The sequence below is a fragment of the Sedimenticola thiotaurini genome (assembly GCF_001007875.1).
Taxonomy (GTDB): Bacteria; Pseudomonadota; Gammaproteobacteria; order Chromatiales; family Chromatiaceae; genus Sedimenticola; species Sedimenticola thiotaurini.
Window position 1 is genome coordinate 517,166 of sequence record NZ_CP011412.1, and the last position, 14,207, is coordinate 531,372.

The 14,207-nt window shown below is 58.6% G+C and carries 11 protein-coding genes and 1 tRNA gene; 4 read left to right on the forward strand and 8 right to left on the reverse strand.

What is annotated here, in order from left to right; all coding sequences use genetic code 11:
• Positions 1 to 184 precede the first annotated feature (184 nt).
• A complete protein-coding gene (locus AAY24_RS02265) occupies positions 185 to 2,125 on the forward strand; it encodes a putative bifunctional diguanylate cyclase/phosphodiesterase (RefSeq protein ID WP_052761006.1) in 1,941 nt (646 codons plus the stop codon).
• A 75-nt stretch (positions 2,126 to 2,200) separates the two neighbouring features.
• On the opposite strand, the gene AAY24_RS02270 is transcribed toward AAY24_RS02265, so the two are convergent.
• From AAY24_RS02270 to AAY24_RS02280, 3 genes are all read right to left on the reverse strand, one after another.
• On the reverse strand, positions 2,201 to 3,103 hold the full coding sequence (locus AAY24_RS02270) for a Rossmann-like and DUF2520 domain-containing protein (protein WP_046858303.1): 903 nt from the start codon (positions 3,101 to 3,103) through the stop codon (positions 2,201 to 2,203).
• A gap of 12 nt (positions 3,104 to 3,115) precedes the next feature.
• Positions 3,116 to 4,300 (reverse strand): M24 family metallopeptidase, encoded by a 1,185-nt coding sequence (locus AAY24_RS02275; protein ID WP_046858304.1) that lies wholly within the window; start codon positions 4,298 to 4,300, stop codon positions 3,116 to 3,118.
• A gap of 101 nt (positions 4,301 to 4,401) precedes the next feature.
• Entirely contained in the window at positions 4,402 to 4,998 is a 597-nt protein-coding gene (locus tag AAY24_RS02280; protein ID WP_046858305.1) for a TetR/AcrR family transcriptional regulator, read from the reverse strand.
• A 164-nt stretch (positions 4,999 to 5,162) separates the two neighbouring features.
• Here AAY24_RS02280 and tcdA point away from each other — a divergent pair, with 164 nt between their 5' ends.
• Complete coding sequence (gene tcdA / locus AAY24_RS02285) at positions 5,163 to 5,945, forward strand: tRNA cyclic N6-threonylcarbamoyladenosine(37) synthase TcdA (RefSeq protein WP_046858306.1); 783 nt, start codon at positions 5,163 to 5,165, stop codon at positions 5,943 to 5,945.
• 12 nt (positions 5,946 to 5,957) lie between these two features.
• On the opposite strand, the gene AAY24_RS02290 is transcribed toward tcdA, so the two are convergent.
• The 4 genes from AAY24_RS02290 to AAY24_RS02305 all read right to left on the reverse strand — a co-directional run bounded on the left by AAY24_RS02290 (position 5,958) and on the right by AAY24_RS02305 (position 10,205).
• Positions 5,958 to 6,344 carry a hypothetical protein gene (locus AAY24_RS02290; RefSeq protein ID WP_046858307.1) on the reverse strand — a complete coding sequence of 129 codons (387 nt, stop codon included), beginning with the start codon at positions 6,342 to 6,344 and terminating at the stop codon, positions 5,958 to 5,960.
• A gap of 347 nt (positions 6,345 to 6,691) precedes the next feature.
• Entirely contained in the window at positions 6,692 to 7,036 is a 345-nt protein-coding gene (locus tag AAY24_RS02295) for a cupin domain-containing protein (protein WP_046858308.1), read from the reverse strand.
• Between the two features lie 29 nt (positions 7,037 to 7,065).
• Positions 7,066 to 7,278, reverse strand: a complete 213-nt coding sequence (locus tag AAY24_RS02300; protein WP_046858309.1) for a YdcH family protein — start codon at positions 7,276 to 7,278, stop codon at positions 7,066 to 7,068.
• A 101-nt stretch (positions 7,279 to 7,379) separates the two neighbouring features.
• Positions 7,380 to 10,205, reverse strand: a complete 2,826-nt coding sequence (locus tag AAY24_RS02305) for a valine--tRNA ligase (RefSeq protein ID WP_046858310.1) — start codon at positions 10,203 to 10,205, stop codon at positions 7,380 to 7,382.
• A gap of 291 nt (positions 10,206 to 10,496) precedes the next feature.
• On the opposite strand from AAY24_RS02305, the gene AAY24_RS02310 reads away from it, so the two are divergent.
• Entirely contained in the window at positions 10,497 to 12,617 is a 2,121-nt protein-coding gene (locus AAY24_RS02310) for an FAD-dependent oxidoreductase (protein ID WP_418064574.1), read from the forward strand.
• A gap of 69 nt (positions 12,618 to 12,686) precedes the next feature.
• On the opposite strand, the gene AAY24_RS02315 is transcribed toward AAY24_RS02310, so the two are convergent.
• Positions 12,687 to 12,762, reverse strand: a tRNA-Glu gene (locus tag AAY24_RS02315).
• 133 nt (positions 12,763 to 12,895) lie between these two features.
• Between AAY24_RS02315 and pcnB the strand changes: the two genes are divergently transcribed.
• The gene (gene pcnB / locus AAY24_RS02320; RefSeq protein ID WP_082116993.1) at positions 12,896 to 14,200 is read left to right on the forward strand and encodes a polynucleotide adenylyltransferase PcnB; all 1,305 of its coding nucleotides are present in this window, start codon (positions 12,896 to 12,898) and stop codon (positions 14,198 to 14,200) included.
• Positions 14,201 to 14,207: the final 7 nt, after the last annotated feature.

Genomic DNA, 14,207 nt, shown 5'->3' on the forward strand with positions numbered 1-14,207 from the left:
CAGATAGCGAGAGGGACGGCATAACGATTCAGGTGGCCCGGATTTTACAGTGGCGTAGCGGCAGGTTGGCTGTTTCCGGTGACGGGACCAAACGTCTGCCGAGTCTCCATGAAGTGAATCTCCCCGGTGATCAACGAATCCGACCGGCCCTGTCAGACGAGGGAAGCACGTGTCTGATTTGGATATGACAGATGATAGCAGTGTCGAGCCGGACCTCCGGCATGAACTGGAGACACTGGATCGCAGAATGGCTGAACTGGATAGCCTGATTACCCGTTCAGTGGTCGGTGAGCCAGGAGCCGGGACAACTGTCGACCCATGCCCCCAGGATTGCCAGGGATTGTGGCCCCACAGTGCCGAATCCCAGGCGGATATTCAGCAGTTGCAGGAGACGGTTTCCCTGCTGAAAGCGACCCTCAACTCCACCACCGACGCCATTCTGGTGCTGGACAACACCATGCGGGTGGTGATCTACAACAGCCGCTTTGTCACCCTGTGGAATATTCCCCCAACCCTGGATAGGAAAGACAAGAAAGGCTGGTTACGCGCCTTTACCGCACCCCTGATGGAGAACCGGGAGCGATTCATCCAGCGGATTCGTGAACAGTTATCAGACACGGGGGCAGCGACCCGGGATATCCTGCGCTTCACGGACGGGCGGATCTTTGAAAGCTTTTCCCATCCCCAACTGATCGAGGGGGAGATTGTAGGCCGTGTCTGGAGTTTCCGTGATGTGACCAAACAGCATCAGGCCCAGGAACTGGTTGAGTATCAGGCCACCTATGATCCCCTGACCGATCTGCCCAATCGAAGGCTGTTGCTGGATCGGCTCAACCAGATGCTGGCCCGCTGTCGCCGCCATGCCCGCATCGGTGCACTGCTGTTTCTGGATCTGGATAACTTCAAAACCATCAATGACACGCTGGGCCATCCCATCGGGGATGCCCTGTTGCAGCAGGTGGCCCGGCGGCTTACCGAGTGCTCGCGGCGGGAGGATACCGCGGCCAGACTGGGCGGGGATGAGTTTGTCCTGTTGCTGGCGGAGGAGAGCACCGGGCTGGAGGACTATACCCGACACGTGGAAACGGCGGCGGCCAAGGTCTTGGCGGCGTTGTCGGAAGCCTATGAAGTACAGGGGCACCGGCTCTATGCCAGCACCAGCATCGGCGTTTCCCTGTTTCCGCAGAACAGTGAGAGCGCCGACGATGTTCTGATGCAGGCGGATACCGCCATGTATCGGGCCAAGGAGGCGGGGCGCAATACGGTCCGTTTCTTCCTGCCCACCATGCACAAACATTCCGAAGATCAGCTGAAAATGCAGAATGATCTGCGCCAGGCGCTGGACCGGGATGAATTGAAAATACTCTGGCAGCCGAAACACGACTTCTCCGGCAACACCCTGGGTGCTGAGGCCTTGCTGCGCTGGGAGCACCCGGGGCGGGGGCTCATCATGCCGGGTGAGTTTATCTCGGTAGCCGAGGAGATCGGTATCATTACCTCCCTGGGAAACAAGGTGCTGGAAGTGACCTGTAACCTGCTGCGTAAAATGGCCGATGAGTATGCCGAGGCAGGGCCGATCCATCTGTCGGTCAATATCAGTCCGCAGCAGTTTCAGCAGGCCGACTTCACCAGTCAGGTGGCCCATTACCTGGAGACCAGCGGTGCCAATCCAACCCGCCTGACCCTGGAACTGACCGAGAACATGCTGGTCACCAATCTGGAAGGGGTGATGGCGAAAATGGTCGAGCTGAAACGTCTCGGGGTGCGGTTTTCCATCGATGACTTTGGTACCGGTTACTCCTCCATGGCCTACCTGAAGCGGTTACCGCTGGATGAGATCAAGATCGACCGGTCATTCGTCAATGACATCATCAGTGATCCCGAGACGGTGAGTATTGTGGAGGCGATTATCACCATGGCCTCCAAGCTCGGTTTAAGCGTGGTGGCCGAAGGGGTGGAGCATAGTCGGGAATTCGATTTTCTGCGTAAGCGTGGCTGCAACTGCTTCCAGGGCTACATGCTGTGTCATCCGCTGGATGAGACGGAGTTCCTGGAGTTCATCATGGATGGCAATGTCAGCAATGTTCGTAAAAAGGGCGCCCAGAGCGTCTTTGAGGGGTTCTGAGCGCTGCGCCCTTTTCCCCTGTATCGGTCTGGCGGTATGGGCCTCCCGGTCAGATTCCATCGCCAAGCCGGGTCTTCAGCTGATCAGACACTCATCCGGTGGCTGCGGGGTGAGCAGCAGCTGGATCTGCTCTGCCTCCTCCTGGTCCAGGCCGCCTTTCTCCAGGGCCAGCTTGACGGTCTCTTTAGCCAGCATGCGGTAGATCGCCTGATAGTCGGGGGGAATCTGCCGCAGGGCGTCGATATGAGCTGCGATGGTGGTGGTATCGCCCCGGCTGATGGGGCCGGTCAACGCATCGGGCAGACCGGAGTGGGCCAGGTTATCCACACTGCCGGCTATCAGGGGCAGGAGCGCCTTCAGCCCGTCCTGCCGGTTGATGCCAAGCTGTTCCAGCAGGGTGACCGCCAGGGACTCCAGTGTGATCAGGTAGTTGGAAGCGACACAGAGAGCCGCGTGATAGAGTGCCTTCTTGTCCGCCGGCACCACCAGGGTCTGGCCCTGCAGGGCTTCCACCAGAGCTGTGCCCCGGCCGATGGCGGCGGCGCTGCCCTCCAGGCAGAACCAGCTGCCCAACAGCAGCTGGGCCCCTTTTTCCGGATCCGCCAGTGACTGTATCGGGTGCAGGGCGAGTACCTCAGCGCCCTTGTGGGCGGCCGGTTTCAGCGTGTCGGCCGTGCGTGCGCCGCTCAGGTGAAGAAACAGCTGGCCGGGGCGGATGACGCCCTGATCGGCGATAGATCGGCAGACCGGTTCGATCTGGCCGTCCGGGGTGGCGACGATGATAATGTCGGCACTCACCACCGCCGGGGCCGGATCTTCGCTGGCCGGCGGGTTACCCGTCAGGCTGGCGCAGCGTTGTGCCGATGCCAGTGTCCGGCTGGCTATACCGGCAATGGGGTAACCAGCCCGATGCAGTGCCAGCAGTAAAGCGCCGCCAGCTGCGCCGGCCCCCACCAGTGCGATCCGCTCTTTTGTCATCTCTGCTCCTGCCTAACCGGTGGTTGTACACTCGATCAGGTCCCGTGATGCCTTGGTCAGAATCTCGTTGCCCGTACTGCTGATCAGCACGGTGTCCTCTATTTTGACCACCCCGGCGTGCTTGTCCAGCATGTGCATCTCGATCGCCAGTACACAGTTGTCGGGAATGGTAGCCCGGTTGTTGGCGATCAGCACCGGCGGTTCATTCACTTCGATACCGACGCCGTGGCCGATCAGCCGGCAGTGGCTGTCGCCGGTGAATTTAAGGAACTGCTCCTGCACGCCCAGTTCGGCCGCCTTTCCCACCGCCAGATCATAGACCTGATCGCAGCCCATGCCCGGTTTGATACTGTCGATGACAAAGTCAGCGATCTCCAGCAGATCGGCATACAGTCCTTTCAGCCTGGGGGTTGCCTTGCCCGCCACATAGGTGCGTGACTGGTCGGCATGGTAACCGTTGACCATGCTGGGGATATCCACCACCACCGGATCGCCATCGCTGATCATGCGGTTGGAAGGGCCGATCGGCAGGGCCGGGCTCAACCCCACGCCGGAGACTGAGTAGACCAGGCCGGTGAAATCGGCCAGATTGGGGCCGGAACTGATCGGCCCCATGCCAAGCGGGAGGTCTGGATGGCGCAGGAAAATGCCCCCCTCATGGCCGGCCAGGCGGTGGCTGTTCTCAATCATGGCGGAGAGCTCCAGTTCAGTAATGCCGGGGCGCAGGCCTTGTATGATCGCCTGTTGTCCAGCCTCCACTACCCGGCAGGCACGCCGGATCTGGCCGATTTCGTTGGTACTCTTTACCGCCCGCTGCTGCATGATCAGCGGTGAGACATCCAGTAGTTCAAAATCCTCGAACAGCTTCTGGTAAGCCAGGTAGCTGTTGGCCGGCAGCAGGTCCAGTTCCATACCGAGGCGCTTGTTCCAGAGATAGGAGAAGTACTCCTGGTAGATAAAGTCGAGACGACGCTCTTCCGTGATATGGGAGGGTTCTATGGCGGCGGTCTGCAGGGCATAGGGGTAGCCACTGCGCACAAACAGGCGGTAGTCGTCGGGGAAAACGGCCAGATAGGCCGGCTGGGCGATGCCGGTGTAATAGAAAATATCCCGGGAGTAGAAGAGCAGGGCAGCCCCCAGTCCCTGGTTGACTAGCTCGCGCTGAAAATCCTTGATACGTTCCAGATGTTCACTCATGGCAAAGTCCTGTCTGCTAATGTTTTTCTGATTCGATGCCCGTTCAGTGCGGGCTTCGGGTTGTTATTGATGAACAGTGTTCAGATCATTTCAGTGCTCAATCAGGCTTTCAGCTGTTTCACATACTGATGGAGCTGGGATGTAGTCTGTACCAGCACGCTCTCATCCCGGGTGGCTGCGTAGAGCGCCGCCGCACCATTCAGGGAGATGAAGATAAAGTTGGCGATCTCCCGATGATTCAGGCCGGGACGGATCTGTCCCTGTGACTCCGCCTCGGCCAGCCAGCGTTGCAGCAGCTTGGAGAAGCGGATGAATCCGCGCAGCAGTTTTCGACTCATCTCCGGTGACTGGCCGGACAGTTCCACCAGGGAATTGAGAAAGAAACAGCCTCCCTTGAAGGTGTGCCCACCCAAGTAGTTCATCAGATCATTCTCAATCACCTGTTCGATGCGCTGCAGCGGATCCGCAATACCGCTTACGCCCTCGAACACCACCCGGCGCCACAGTTTCACCGCTTCGTCATAGATGGCATACCAGATCGCCTCCTTGCTCCCGAAGTGGCCATACAGGCCACCTTTGGTCAGGTCAGTGGCTTCCAGGATGTTGTTGATAGACGTGCTGTAATAACCCTTTACGGAGAAAAGCTGCAGTGACTTGTCAATAATATGCTGCCGCGTGCGTTCGCCTTTTGTTTCCATAACGACCCTAAAATATACCGATCGGTCTATTTACCATAGCCCATGGCGTAAAAGCGGGTCAAACAGTAGTTGGGCTATTGTGTCGGGGTCACTTAGAATGGGCCGCTTGATCGATCCGGGAGAGACCGGACAGGGTTGTGGTTAATCAATTACTCGGATAGCGGATGGATTACACAAGACGATTTGGCGGTATTGCCCGGCTATACGGGACGGCGGCACTCGATCGGTTTGCTGCGGCCCATGTCTGCGTGGTGGGGATCGGCGGGGTGGGCTCCTGGGTAGTGGAGGCGCTGGCCCGCAGCGGGGTTGGCGCCCTGACCCTGGTGGATCTGGATAATGTGGCGGAATCCAACGTGAACCGGCAGATCCATGCCCTGGATGGGCAGTTTGGTCGACCCAAGGTCGATGCCATGGCGGAGCGGGTGCGGGCCATCAATCCGTCCTGCCGAGTGATCACACGGGAGGAGTTTGTCGAACTGGATAACCTGGAACAACTGGTGACTCCGGACTACGACTGCCTGGTGGACTGTATCGATGCCTTCAAGGTGAAGGCGGCGCTGATCGCCCACTGTCGTCGAAACCGGATCCGGCTGGTCACCGTGGGGGGTGCCGGGGGGCAGACCGATCCGCTGAAGATCCGTCTGACCGATCTCTATAAAACCCAGCATGACCCGCTGTTGGCCAAGACCCGCAAGCTGTTGCGCAAGGCGTACGGTTTTCCGAAAAATCCTAAACGTCGCTTCGATGTGCCCTGTGTCTATTCGGATGAGCAGCAGGTCTATCCGGATGGCAGCGGCGAGGTGTGCCAGACCAAACCGGCCGCGGGGGAGGCGGATTCCAGCCTCAATTGCGGTGGTTTCGGCTCCTCGATGGCAGTTACCGCCACCTTTGCCATGGTGGCCACCGCCCAGGTGCTTAAGAGACTGGCTATCGGGCGGGAGAGCTGAATCTGCAAACTGTCACTTCGCTTCTGCCACCTCTTCCCGGGTGTAGAATCGTCCATCCCGCAGAAAGCCCGCTATCACTCCGGGGCGCAGGCTGGACACGTGGCCCTCGGCGTCATATTCAGACACCCATTCCACCGGAACCCCGTCCAGCAGATGGATAGGGGCCTGACTACCATCGGCATAGCGGGAGATGACGCTGCGGTCAGACAGGGTGTCGTAGAAGGCCGGTACAAATCCACTCTCCCGACATCCCTCACTGATCGCCGTGGTTCCCCGGTACTGACGGTTTTCCTGGGCAAGTGCCGTTTTGCTCAGTACCCCGCGACGCTTAATCTTCTGCTCATTATCCTGTTCATCCGGGGGCTGCAGTTCGGCCAGCTGTTCGGTGATCCGTTTCATTATTTACACTCCTCTCTGCCTGTAAACAGCAGCATGGAGCATGCCAATTATACAAAAACCAACTAAATCAGTGTGATATTAACGCTGCAGCTGCACGGACAGGGGAATCGTTGAACGAACTGTAAAGTTTGTTTAACAGTCTGTGCTATAAATATCCCGCCAAAAAAAGAATTAAAATAATTAGCTGGACCAGCTAAAGTGCCGCAGCTTGTCAGTTTCTGACCGAATAGCGCCATAAAAAAGCCCAATGCCGTCCTGCCCAGGGAAGAACAGGGTGGTCCCTATCAGGTGTGCAGCAGGGCGATTTTGCTACCAGGGGGCGGATTGGCAGAAAGCTATGGTGGGAATTACTCGTAGGCGCTAGGTACCATGCACATGAAGACCAGGGGTTTATCCCCGGTGTTGCGGTACTGATGGACTTCATGGGGTTTGACCAGCAGGTAGTCACCCTGTCGTATCGCATGCTCCGTGTCGCCTTCCAACGCTACGCCGCTGCCCTCCAGGATGTAGTTCAGGTGCTCACTCTCGTGGGAGTGGTGAGGTGTGTGGCCGCCGGGTTCCAGGGTGAAAACCCGGATGGAGAAGTTGGGTGCACCGTCGGCTTTGCCTATCGGTACCTGCTTCACCACACCCTTGATGCCCGCCATGTTGACCGGGGTGGGTTCGCATTCATTCAATCGGGTGATTTTCATGGGTCGATTCCTGCGGGTGCGGTTTTCGGTCAGGCGTCCAGGTCTGGGATCAGCTCATCTTCCAGTTTGGTGATGGCGTCTTTTAACATCAACTTGCGCCGTTTCAGCCGTTTCAGTTGCAGCTCGTTTCGATAGGCCGTCTCGGTGAGCGCGGCGATGGCCACATCCAGATCCCGGTGTTCCTGCCGGACCTGAAACAGTCGGTTTCTCAGCTCTTCGTGTTGTGCGTCGATGGAGATCATAGGCCGTTTTTCGATCGCTTGTAGTGGTTTAAGTGTAGTGGCCGCGGAGCGATGTGCAATACCCGTTGCAACACCACCCGCGGCTGGGGTGTGTGGGTCTGTTAAAGGGCCTGGATCTTCTTGAACTGCTGTTCCAGCTTCTCCAGTGCAGCGATTTCGCTCGCCAGCTTGTCGCGCTCTTTCTGCACCACCGCTTCCGGCGCCTTGTCGACAAACTTTGGATTGTTCAGTTTGCCTTCGAGCCGGGTGATATTTCCCTTCAGTTTGCCGAGCTCCTTTTCCAACCGGGCCAGTTCCGCCTCTTTGTCGATCAGGCCGGCCATGGGGATCAGCAGTTTCATGCCCCCCACCAGGGCCATGGCCGATTCCGGTGGTTCCTCATCACTGGCCAGCAGGGAGGCGGATTCCAGCCGTGCCAGGAAATCCAGGTAGTGGCGATTGCGGGTCAGGCGTGCCTGATCTTCCGTATCGGCATTCTGCAGCAGCACCGGCAGGGGCTTGCTGGGGGCGATGTTCATCTCGCCCTTGATCTTGCGGATACCGAGGATGAACTGCATCACCCACTCCATCTCAGCGACCGCAGCGGAGTCGGTCAGGCTGTCATCCCGGACCGGGAACGGCTGGGTCATGATGGTTTCGCCCCGGGCACCGGCCAGTGGAGCGACCCGTTGCCAGATCTCTTCGGTGATATAGGGCATGATGGGATGAGCCAGTCGCAGCAAGGTCTCCAGTACGGTGACCAGGGTGTGCCGGGTACCGCGCTTGGCGGCCTCGCTGGCGCTGTCACTGGTCAGAACCGGCTTGGAGAGCTCCAGGTACCAGTCACAGTATTCGTTCCAGGTGAACTCGTAGATCGCCTTGGCCGCGTGATCGAAACGGTAACCCTCGGTAGCCTCTGTCACAGTGGCGATGGTGGATTGCAGACGGGAGAGGATCCAGCGATCCGCCATGCTCAACTCCAGTTCGCCCCCGCTCTGACCGCAGTCGTGCTGCTCGGTATTCATCAGCACATAGCGGGCGGCGTTCCACAGCTTGTTGCAGAAATTGCGATAGCCCTCGATGCGCCCCATGTCGAACTTGATGTCGCGACCGGTGGTGGCCTGGGAGGCGAAGGTGAAGCGCAGGGCGTCGGTGCCGAAGCTGGGGATGCCATCGGGGAACTCCTTGCGGGTTGCCTTCTCGATCTTCTTGGCCAGCTGTGGCTGCATCATGCCGCTGGTGCGCTTGCTCACCAGCGCTTCCAGGTCGATGCCGTCGATCAGGTCGATCGGATCCAGCACGTTGCCCTTGGACTTGGACATCTTGTCGCCGTGGCTGTCACGTACCAGTCCATGTACATAGACCTCCTTGAACGGTACATCATCCATGAACTTGAGGCCCATCATGATCATGCGGGCGACCCAGAAGAAGATGATGTCAAACCCGGTTACCAGCACACTGGTGGGGTAGAAGGTCTTCACCCGCTCGGTCTGTTCCGGCCAACCCAGGGTGGAGAAGGGCCACAGGGCGGAGCTGAACCAGGTGTCCAGCACATCCTCGTCCTGACGCAGGGGGTAATCCTCGGCCAGCTGGTGTTTTTCCCGCACTTCGGCTTCGGAACGACCGACGTAGATATTGCCGTCACTGTCGTACCAGGCGGGAATGCGGTGGCCCCACCAGATCTGGCGGCTGATGCACCAGTCCTCAATGTTGCGCATCCACTCGTAATAGGTGTTTTTCCAGTTGTCCGGTACGAAGCGGATTTTGCCGCTCTCCACCGCCTCGATGGCCGGCTTAGCCAGGGGTTCCACCTTGACGTACCACTGGTCGGTCAGGAAGGGTTCGATCACCGAACCGGAACGGTCGCCCCGGGGCACCATCAGCTTGTGATCGTCGATTTTCTCCAGCAGGTCCTGGGATTGCAGATCGGCCACCACCTTTTTACGGGCATCAAACCGATCCAGGCCGATAAAGTCGGCCGGAATAATGTGCTTCTCATCGGCTTCGTGGTCACGGATCGCCGCGTCGATGGTGAAGACGTTGATCAGGCCGCCATGGGGCTGCTCGGCGATCGCCTTCTCGTCCCGGTGTCTCAGCCACACCTGGTAGTCGTTGAAGTCGTGGGCCGGGGTGATCTTGACGCAGCCGGTACCAAACTCGGGATCCACATAGTCGTCGGCGATAATCGGGATGCGCCGGCCGGTCAACGGCAGTTCCACGAACTCACCCAGCAGGTGCGTGTAACGCTCGTCGCCGGGGTGTACCGCTACCGCACAGTCGCCCAGCATGGTTTCGGGGCGGGTGGTGGCGACCACCAGGTGGCCCTGGCCGTTGGTCAAGGGGTAGCGCATGTGCCACAGAAAACCGTTCTCCTCTTCCGACAACACTTCCAGGTCGGAGACCGCGGTATGCAGTTTCGGATCCCAGTTGACCAGCCGTTTGCCCCGATAGATCAAGCCCTCTTCAAACAGCCGAACGAATACCTCTTTCACCGCGTCGGAGAGTCCTTCGTCCATGGTGAAACGCTCATGCTCCCAATCCAGCGAGGCCCCCATGCGGCGCAACTGGCTGGTGATGGTGCCACCGGACTGGGCCTTCCACTCCCACACCTTCTCCAGGAACTTCTCCCGGCCGTAGTCGTGGCGGGTTTTGCCCTCGGCATTGATCAGCCGCTCCACCACCATCTGGGTGGCGATGCCGGCGTGGTCGGAACCGGCTTGCCAAAGGGTCTTGTCCCCCTTCATGCGATGGTAGCGGATCAAAGCATCCATGATGGTGTCCTGGAAGGCGTGCCCCATGTGCAGGCTGCCGGTGACATTGGGCGGCGGGATCATGATGCAGTAGGGGTTCTGGCTGTCGGCATCGGCGGCGGGGGCGAAGTATCCGCGCTCTTCCCAGGTCTGATACCAACGCTTTTCCAGATTGTGGGGGTCGTAAGTCTTTTCCATGGATCGTCAGGCTGTCTTGTGTCAGGTTAATCGTCAGGGCTAAAACGCCCCATTATAACGCAACCGAAGGGCTTGAATTGAATAATTAATCCTTTATTCGGGGAGAATTTTAGATAGAGTTTCCGGACAGGAGCGGGGATGTCATCCGGTTCGTGGCTAAAGTTTACTGATACAGCGTGGCTGCATGGATATTTCGGTCCGGGTTAGACGAAAGAAAAAGAGTCTTGAGGCGGTCAACTGCCATAAGAAATGTTAATAACCTAGGGGAGTCAAATGAACCGCAACCGGTTGATGATGCTAATTGTGCTGGTGCTGCTGATCGCCAGTTTTTTCCTGTTTGATCTGGGCCAGTACTTCAGCCTGGACTACCTCAAGTCCCAGCAATCGGCCCTGGAAACCTATCGTCAGGCCCATCCCCTCCAGACTGCTGCCCTGATGTTCCTGGTCTACGTGCTGGTGACAGCGCTCTCCCTACCTGGAGCGGCGGTGATGACCCTGGCGGTGGGGGCCATTTTCGGCCTGTTCTGGGGCACCGTGCTGGTCTCCTTCGCCTCTACCCTGGGGGCGACACTGGCTTTTCTTATCTCCCGGTTTCTGTTACGGGATATGGTACAGACCCGCTTCGGGGACAAACTGGCGGCCATCAATAAGGGTATCGAGAAAGATGGTGCCTTTTACCTGTTCGGGTTGCGCCTGGTACCCCTGTTCCCGTTCTTTGTCATCAACCTGGCGATGGGACTGACCAGTCTCAAGACCATCACCTTCGCCTGGGTCAGCCAGGTCGGTATGCTACTGGGAACGATTGTCTACGTGAATGCCGGCACCCAACTCGGCAAGATTGACTCCCTGTCGGGTATTCTGTCCCCGGGACTGATCCTCTCTTTCGTGCTGCTGGGGGTCTTCCCGCTTATTGCGCGCAAGATCCTGGACGGTATTCAGGCGCGCCAGGTACTGAAACCCTACCGCAAGCCGGACCGGTTCGACCGCAACCTGGTGGTGATCGGTGCCGGTTCCGGCGGCCTGGTTTCGGCCTATATCGCGGCCGCGGTTAAGGCTCGGGTCACCCTGATCGAGAAACACAGGATGGGGGGTGACTGCCTGAACACCGGCTGTGTGCCTTCCAAAGCGCTGATCCGTTCGGCGCGCTTTCTGGAGCAGACCCGGCGGGCCAAGGATTATGGCTTCCAGTCGGCCGAGGCGGCGTTTGATTTTGCCCAGGTGATGGAACGGGTGCAGCGGGTGGTGAAAGAGGTTGAGCCCCACGATTCGGTGGAGCGCTACACCGGACTGGGGGTGGATGTGATCCAGGGGGAGGCGATGATCAAATCCCCTTATGAAGTGGAGGTGAATGGCCAGACCCTCACCACCCGGAACATTATCGTGGCCACCGGGGCACGTCCCTTTGTGCCGCCGATCCCCGGCCTGGACCAGATACCCTACCTGACTTCTGACGATCTGTGGACATTGCGTGATCTGCCCAAGCGGCTGCTGGTGTTGGGGGGTGGTCCGATCGGTTGCGAACTGGCCCAGTGCTTTGCCCGTTTCGGTTCCCAAGTGACCATCGTAGAGATGGCCCCCCGCCTGATGATCCGGGAGGATGAGGATGTGGCGGAACTGGTGACGACCCGCTTCAGGGATGAGGGGATCGAAATCCTGGCCGGTCATACCGCCAAATCATTTGAAGTGGTGGACGGGGAGAAGCACCTCAAGGCGGAGTACCAGGGCAGCACGGTCTCCATCCCCTTCGATCAGGTGCTGGTGGCGGTTGGCCGGGCTGCCAACACCAGCGGGTTCGGCCTGGAGGAGCTGGGGGTGCGCATCAGCGAGAGGCGTACCGTGGAGGCGAACGAGTTTTTACAGACCAATTTTCCCAATATCTATGTCTGCGGTGATGTGACCGGCCCGTACCAGTTCACCCACACTGCCGCCCACCAGGCGTGGTACGCCGCGGTCAATGCCCTGTTCGGCAGTTTCCGCAGATTCAAGGTGGACTACTCGGTGATCCCCTTCGCCACCTTCACCGACCCGGAAGTAGGGCGGGTCGGGCTGAACGAGATGGAGGCGAAAGCGCGGGGGGTGGCTTACGAGGTGACCAGCTACGGCCTGGATGATCTGGACCGGGCTATTGCGGATGGGGAGGCCTACGGCTTTGTCAAAGTGCTGACTGTCCCCGGCAAGGACAAGATTCTGGGGGCAACCATCGTCGGTGAGCATGCAGGTGATCTGATTGCTGAATTTGTCACCGCCATGCGCCACGGACTCGGCCTGAACAAGATTCTTGGTACTATCCATATCTATCCCACCTGGAGTGAAGCCAACAAGTTTGCCGCCGGAAACTGGAAACGGGCCCATGCGCCGGAGAAACTGCTGCAGTGGGTGGAGCGTTACCATGCCTGGCGTCGTGGTGGCTGAGAGGATGGGCGATGAGAAAAAACAAAAGGGCTGGCAGTTTCCTGCCAACCCTTTGTTTTCTCACGAATTTGGTACTCCGTAGGGGACTCGAACCCCTGTTGCCGCCGTGAGAGGGCGGAGTCCTAGGCCACTAGACGAACGGAGCAGTGCGCTCAGGCGAGGCGTATTATACCCACAGTTTGTTTGTACTCAAGTCGTAATGGCCATTTTTTTTAGTTGTCCGATTCTGTACACTCTGGGCGCCGCATTCTTTTAGAAGTTGATTAAGGAACTTTAAAATAGCTACGCCCCATATCATTCCCCGCCCTGAACACAACATCTCCAGGGCCAATATCAGTGAACATGCCACCAAGGTGCTGTACCGCCTCAAGGCGGCAGGCTACCAATCCTATCTGGTGGGTGGCGGTGTGCGCGACCTGTTGCTGGGTCGGGAACCGAAGGATTTTGATGTGGCCACGGACGCCACCCCGGAGCAGGTCAAAGAGGTGTTCCGTAACTGCCGGCTGATCGGTCGCCGGTTCCGGCTCGCCCATGTCCACTTCGGACGGGAGATCATCGAAGTCGCCACCTTCAGAAGTATGCAGGATGCCTCCGAACCGGGCGACCGGGAGACTGAGAACGGCATGCTGGTGCGGGACAATATCTACGGCACCATCGAAGAGGATGCCCTGCGCCGCGATTTCACCATCAACGCCCTCTATTACAATATCGAGGACTTTTCCGTGGTGGATTACGCCGGTGGTATCGAGGACCTGCGGTCCGGTGTCCTGCGCCTGTTGGGGGATCCCGTCACCCGTTATCGGGAAGATCCGGTACGCATGCTCAGGGCGGTCCGTTTCGCCGCCAAACTGGGATTTATGATCAATCCGGCCTGCGAAAAGCCCCTGTTTGAAATGGGTGGTCTGTTACAGAGCGTACCGGCCGCGCGCCTGTTCGAAGAGGTGCTCAAGCTCTTCATGGCGGGTGTGGCGCTGCACAGTTTCGAGAAGCTGCGTCACTACGGTCTGTTTGCTGAACTGTTCCCGGAAACCGAGCGCTGCCTGAGCCATGAAGACCATGAATTCCCCATTACCTTTGTGACCCGGGGGATGCAGAATACCGATGCCAGGATTCGTGAGGGCAAACCGGTCACACCGGCCTTCCTGTTTGCAGTACTGCTGTGGGAACCGGTTCGGCAGCTGTTTGAACGTCTCCGGGCGGCTGGCGAATCGCCCCTGTCTGCCATGCAACAGGCGGGCAGTGATGTGCTGATGGATCAACTGCAGCGGGTCTCCATCCCCAAGCGGTTCAGCATTCCGATGCGCGAGATCTGGAATCTACAGCACCGTTTCGAACAGCGGGCCGGAAAACGTCCCTATCGGCTGATGACCCATCCCCGTTTCCGCGCTGCCTATGATTTCCTGTTGTTGCGGGCGGAAGCCGGCGAGGTGGATCAGGAACTGGCTGACTGGTGGACCGAGTTTCAGGAGCGTGATGAAGAACAGCGTAACCAGATGGTCCGCCAGGCCAACAGCAGTAGTGACAAACCCCGTAAACGCCGGCGGCGTCGTAAACGTCCCGCCAAACCAGCTGATCAGGGCTAGTCGGACT

Excerpts from the sequence above, each read along its gene's own strand:
- AAY24_RS02300 (WP_046858309.1), bottom strand. The coding sequence starts at position 7,278 with ATGATCTCCATCGACGCACAACACGAAGAGCTGAGAAACCGACTGTTT.
- AAY24_RS02295 (WP_046858308.1), bottom strand. The coding sequence starts at position 7,036 with ATGAAAATCACCCGATTGAATGAATGCGAACCCACCCCGGTCAACATG.
- AAY24_RS02305 (WP_046858310.1), bottom strand. The coding sequence starts at position 10,205 with ATGGAAAAGACTTACGACCCCCACAATCTGGAAAAGCGTTGGTATCAG.
- tcdA (WP_046858306.1), top strand. The coding sequence starts at position 5,163 with ATGGATTACACAAGACGATTTGGCGGTATTGCCCGGCTATACGGGACG.
- AAY24_RS02270 (WP_046858303.1), bottom strand. The coding sequence starts at position 3,103 with ATGACAAAAGAGCGGATCGCACTGGTGGGGGCCGGCGCAGCTGGCGGC.
- AAY24_RS02310 (WP_418064574.1), top strand. The coding sequence starts at position 10,497 with ATGATGCTAATTGTGCTGGTGCTGCTGATCGCCAGTTTTTTCCTGTTT.
- AAY24_RS02275 (WP_046858304.1), bottom strand. The coding sequence starts at position 4,300 with ATGAGTGAACATCTGGAACGTATCAAGGATTTTCAGCGCGAGCTAGTC.
- AAY24_RS02280 (WP_046858305.1), bottom strand. The coding sequence starts at position 4,998 with ATGGAAACAAAAGGCGAACGCACGCGGCAGCATATTATTGACAAGTCA.
- AAY24_RS02265 (WP_052761006.1), top strand. The coding sequence starts at position 185 with ATGACAGATGATAGCAGTGTCGAGCCGGACCTCCGGCATGAACTGGAG.
- AAY24_RS02290 (WP_046858307.1), bottom strand. The coding sequence starts at position 6,344 with ATGAAACGGATCACCGAACAGCTGGCCGAACTGCAGCCCCCGGATGAA.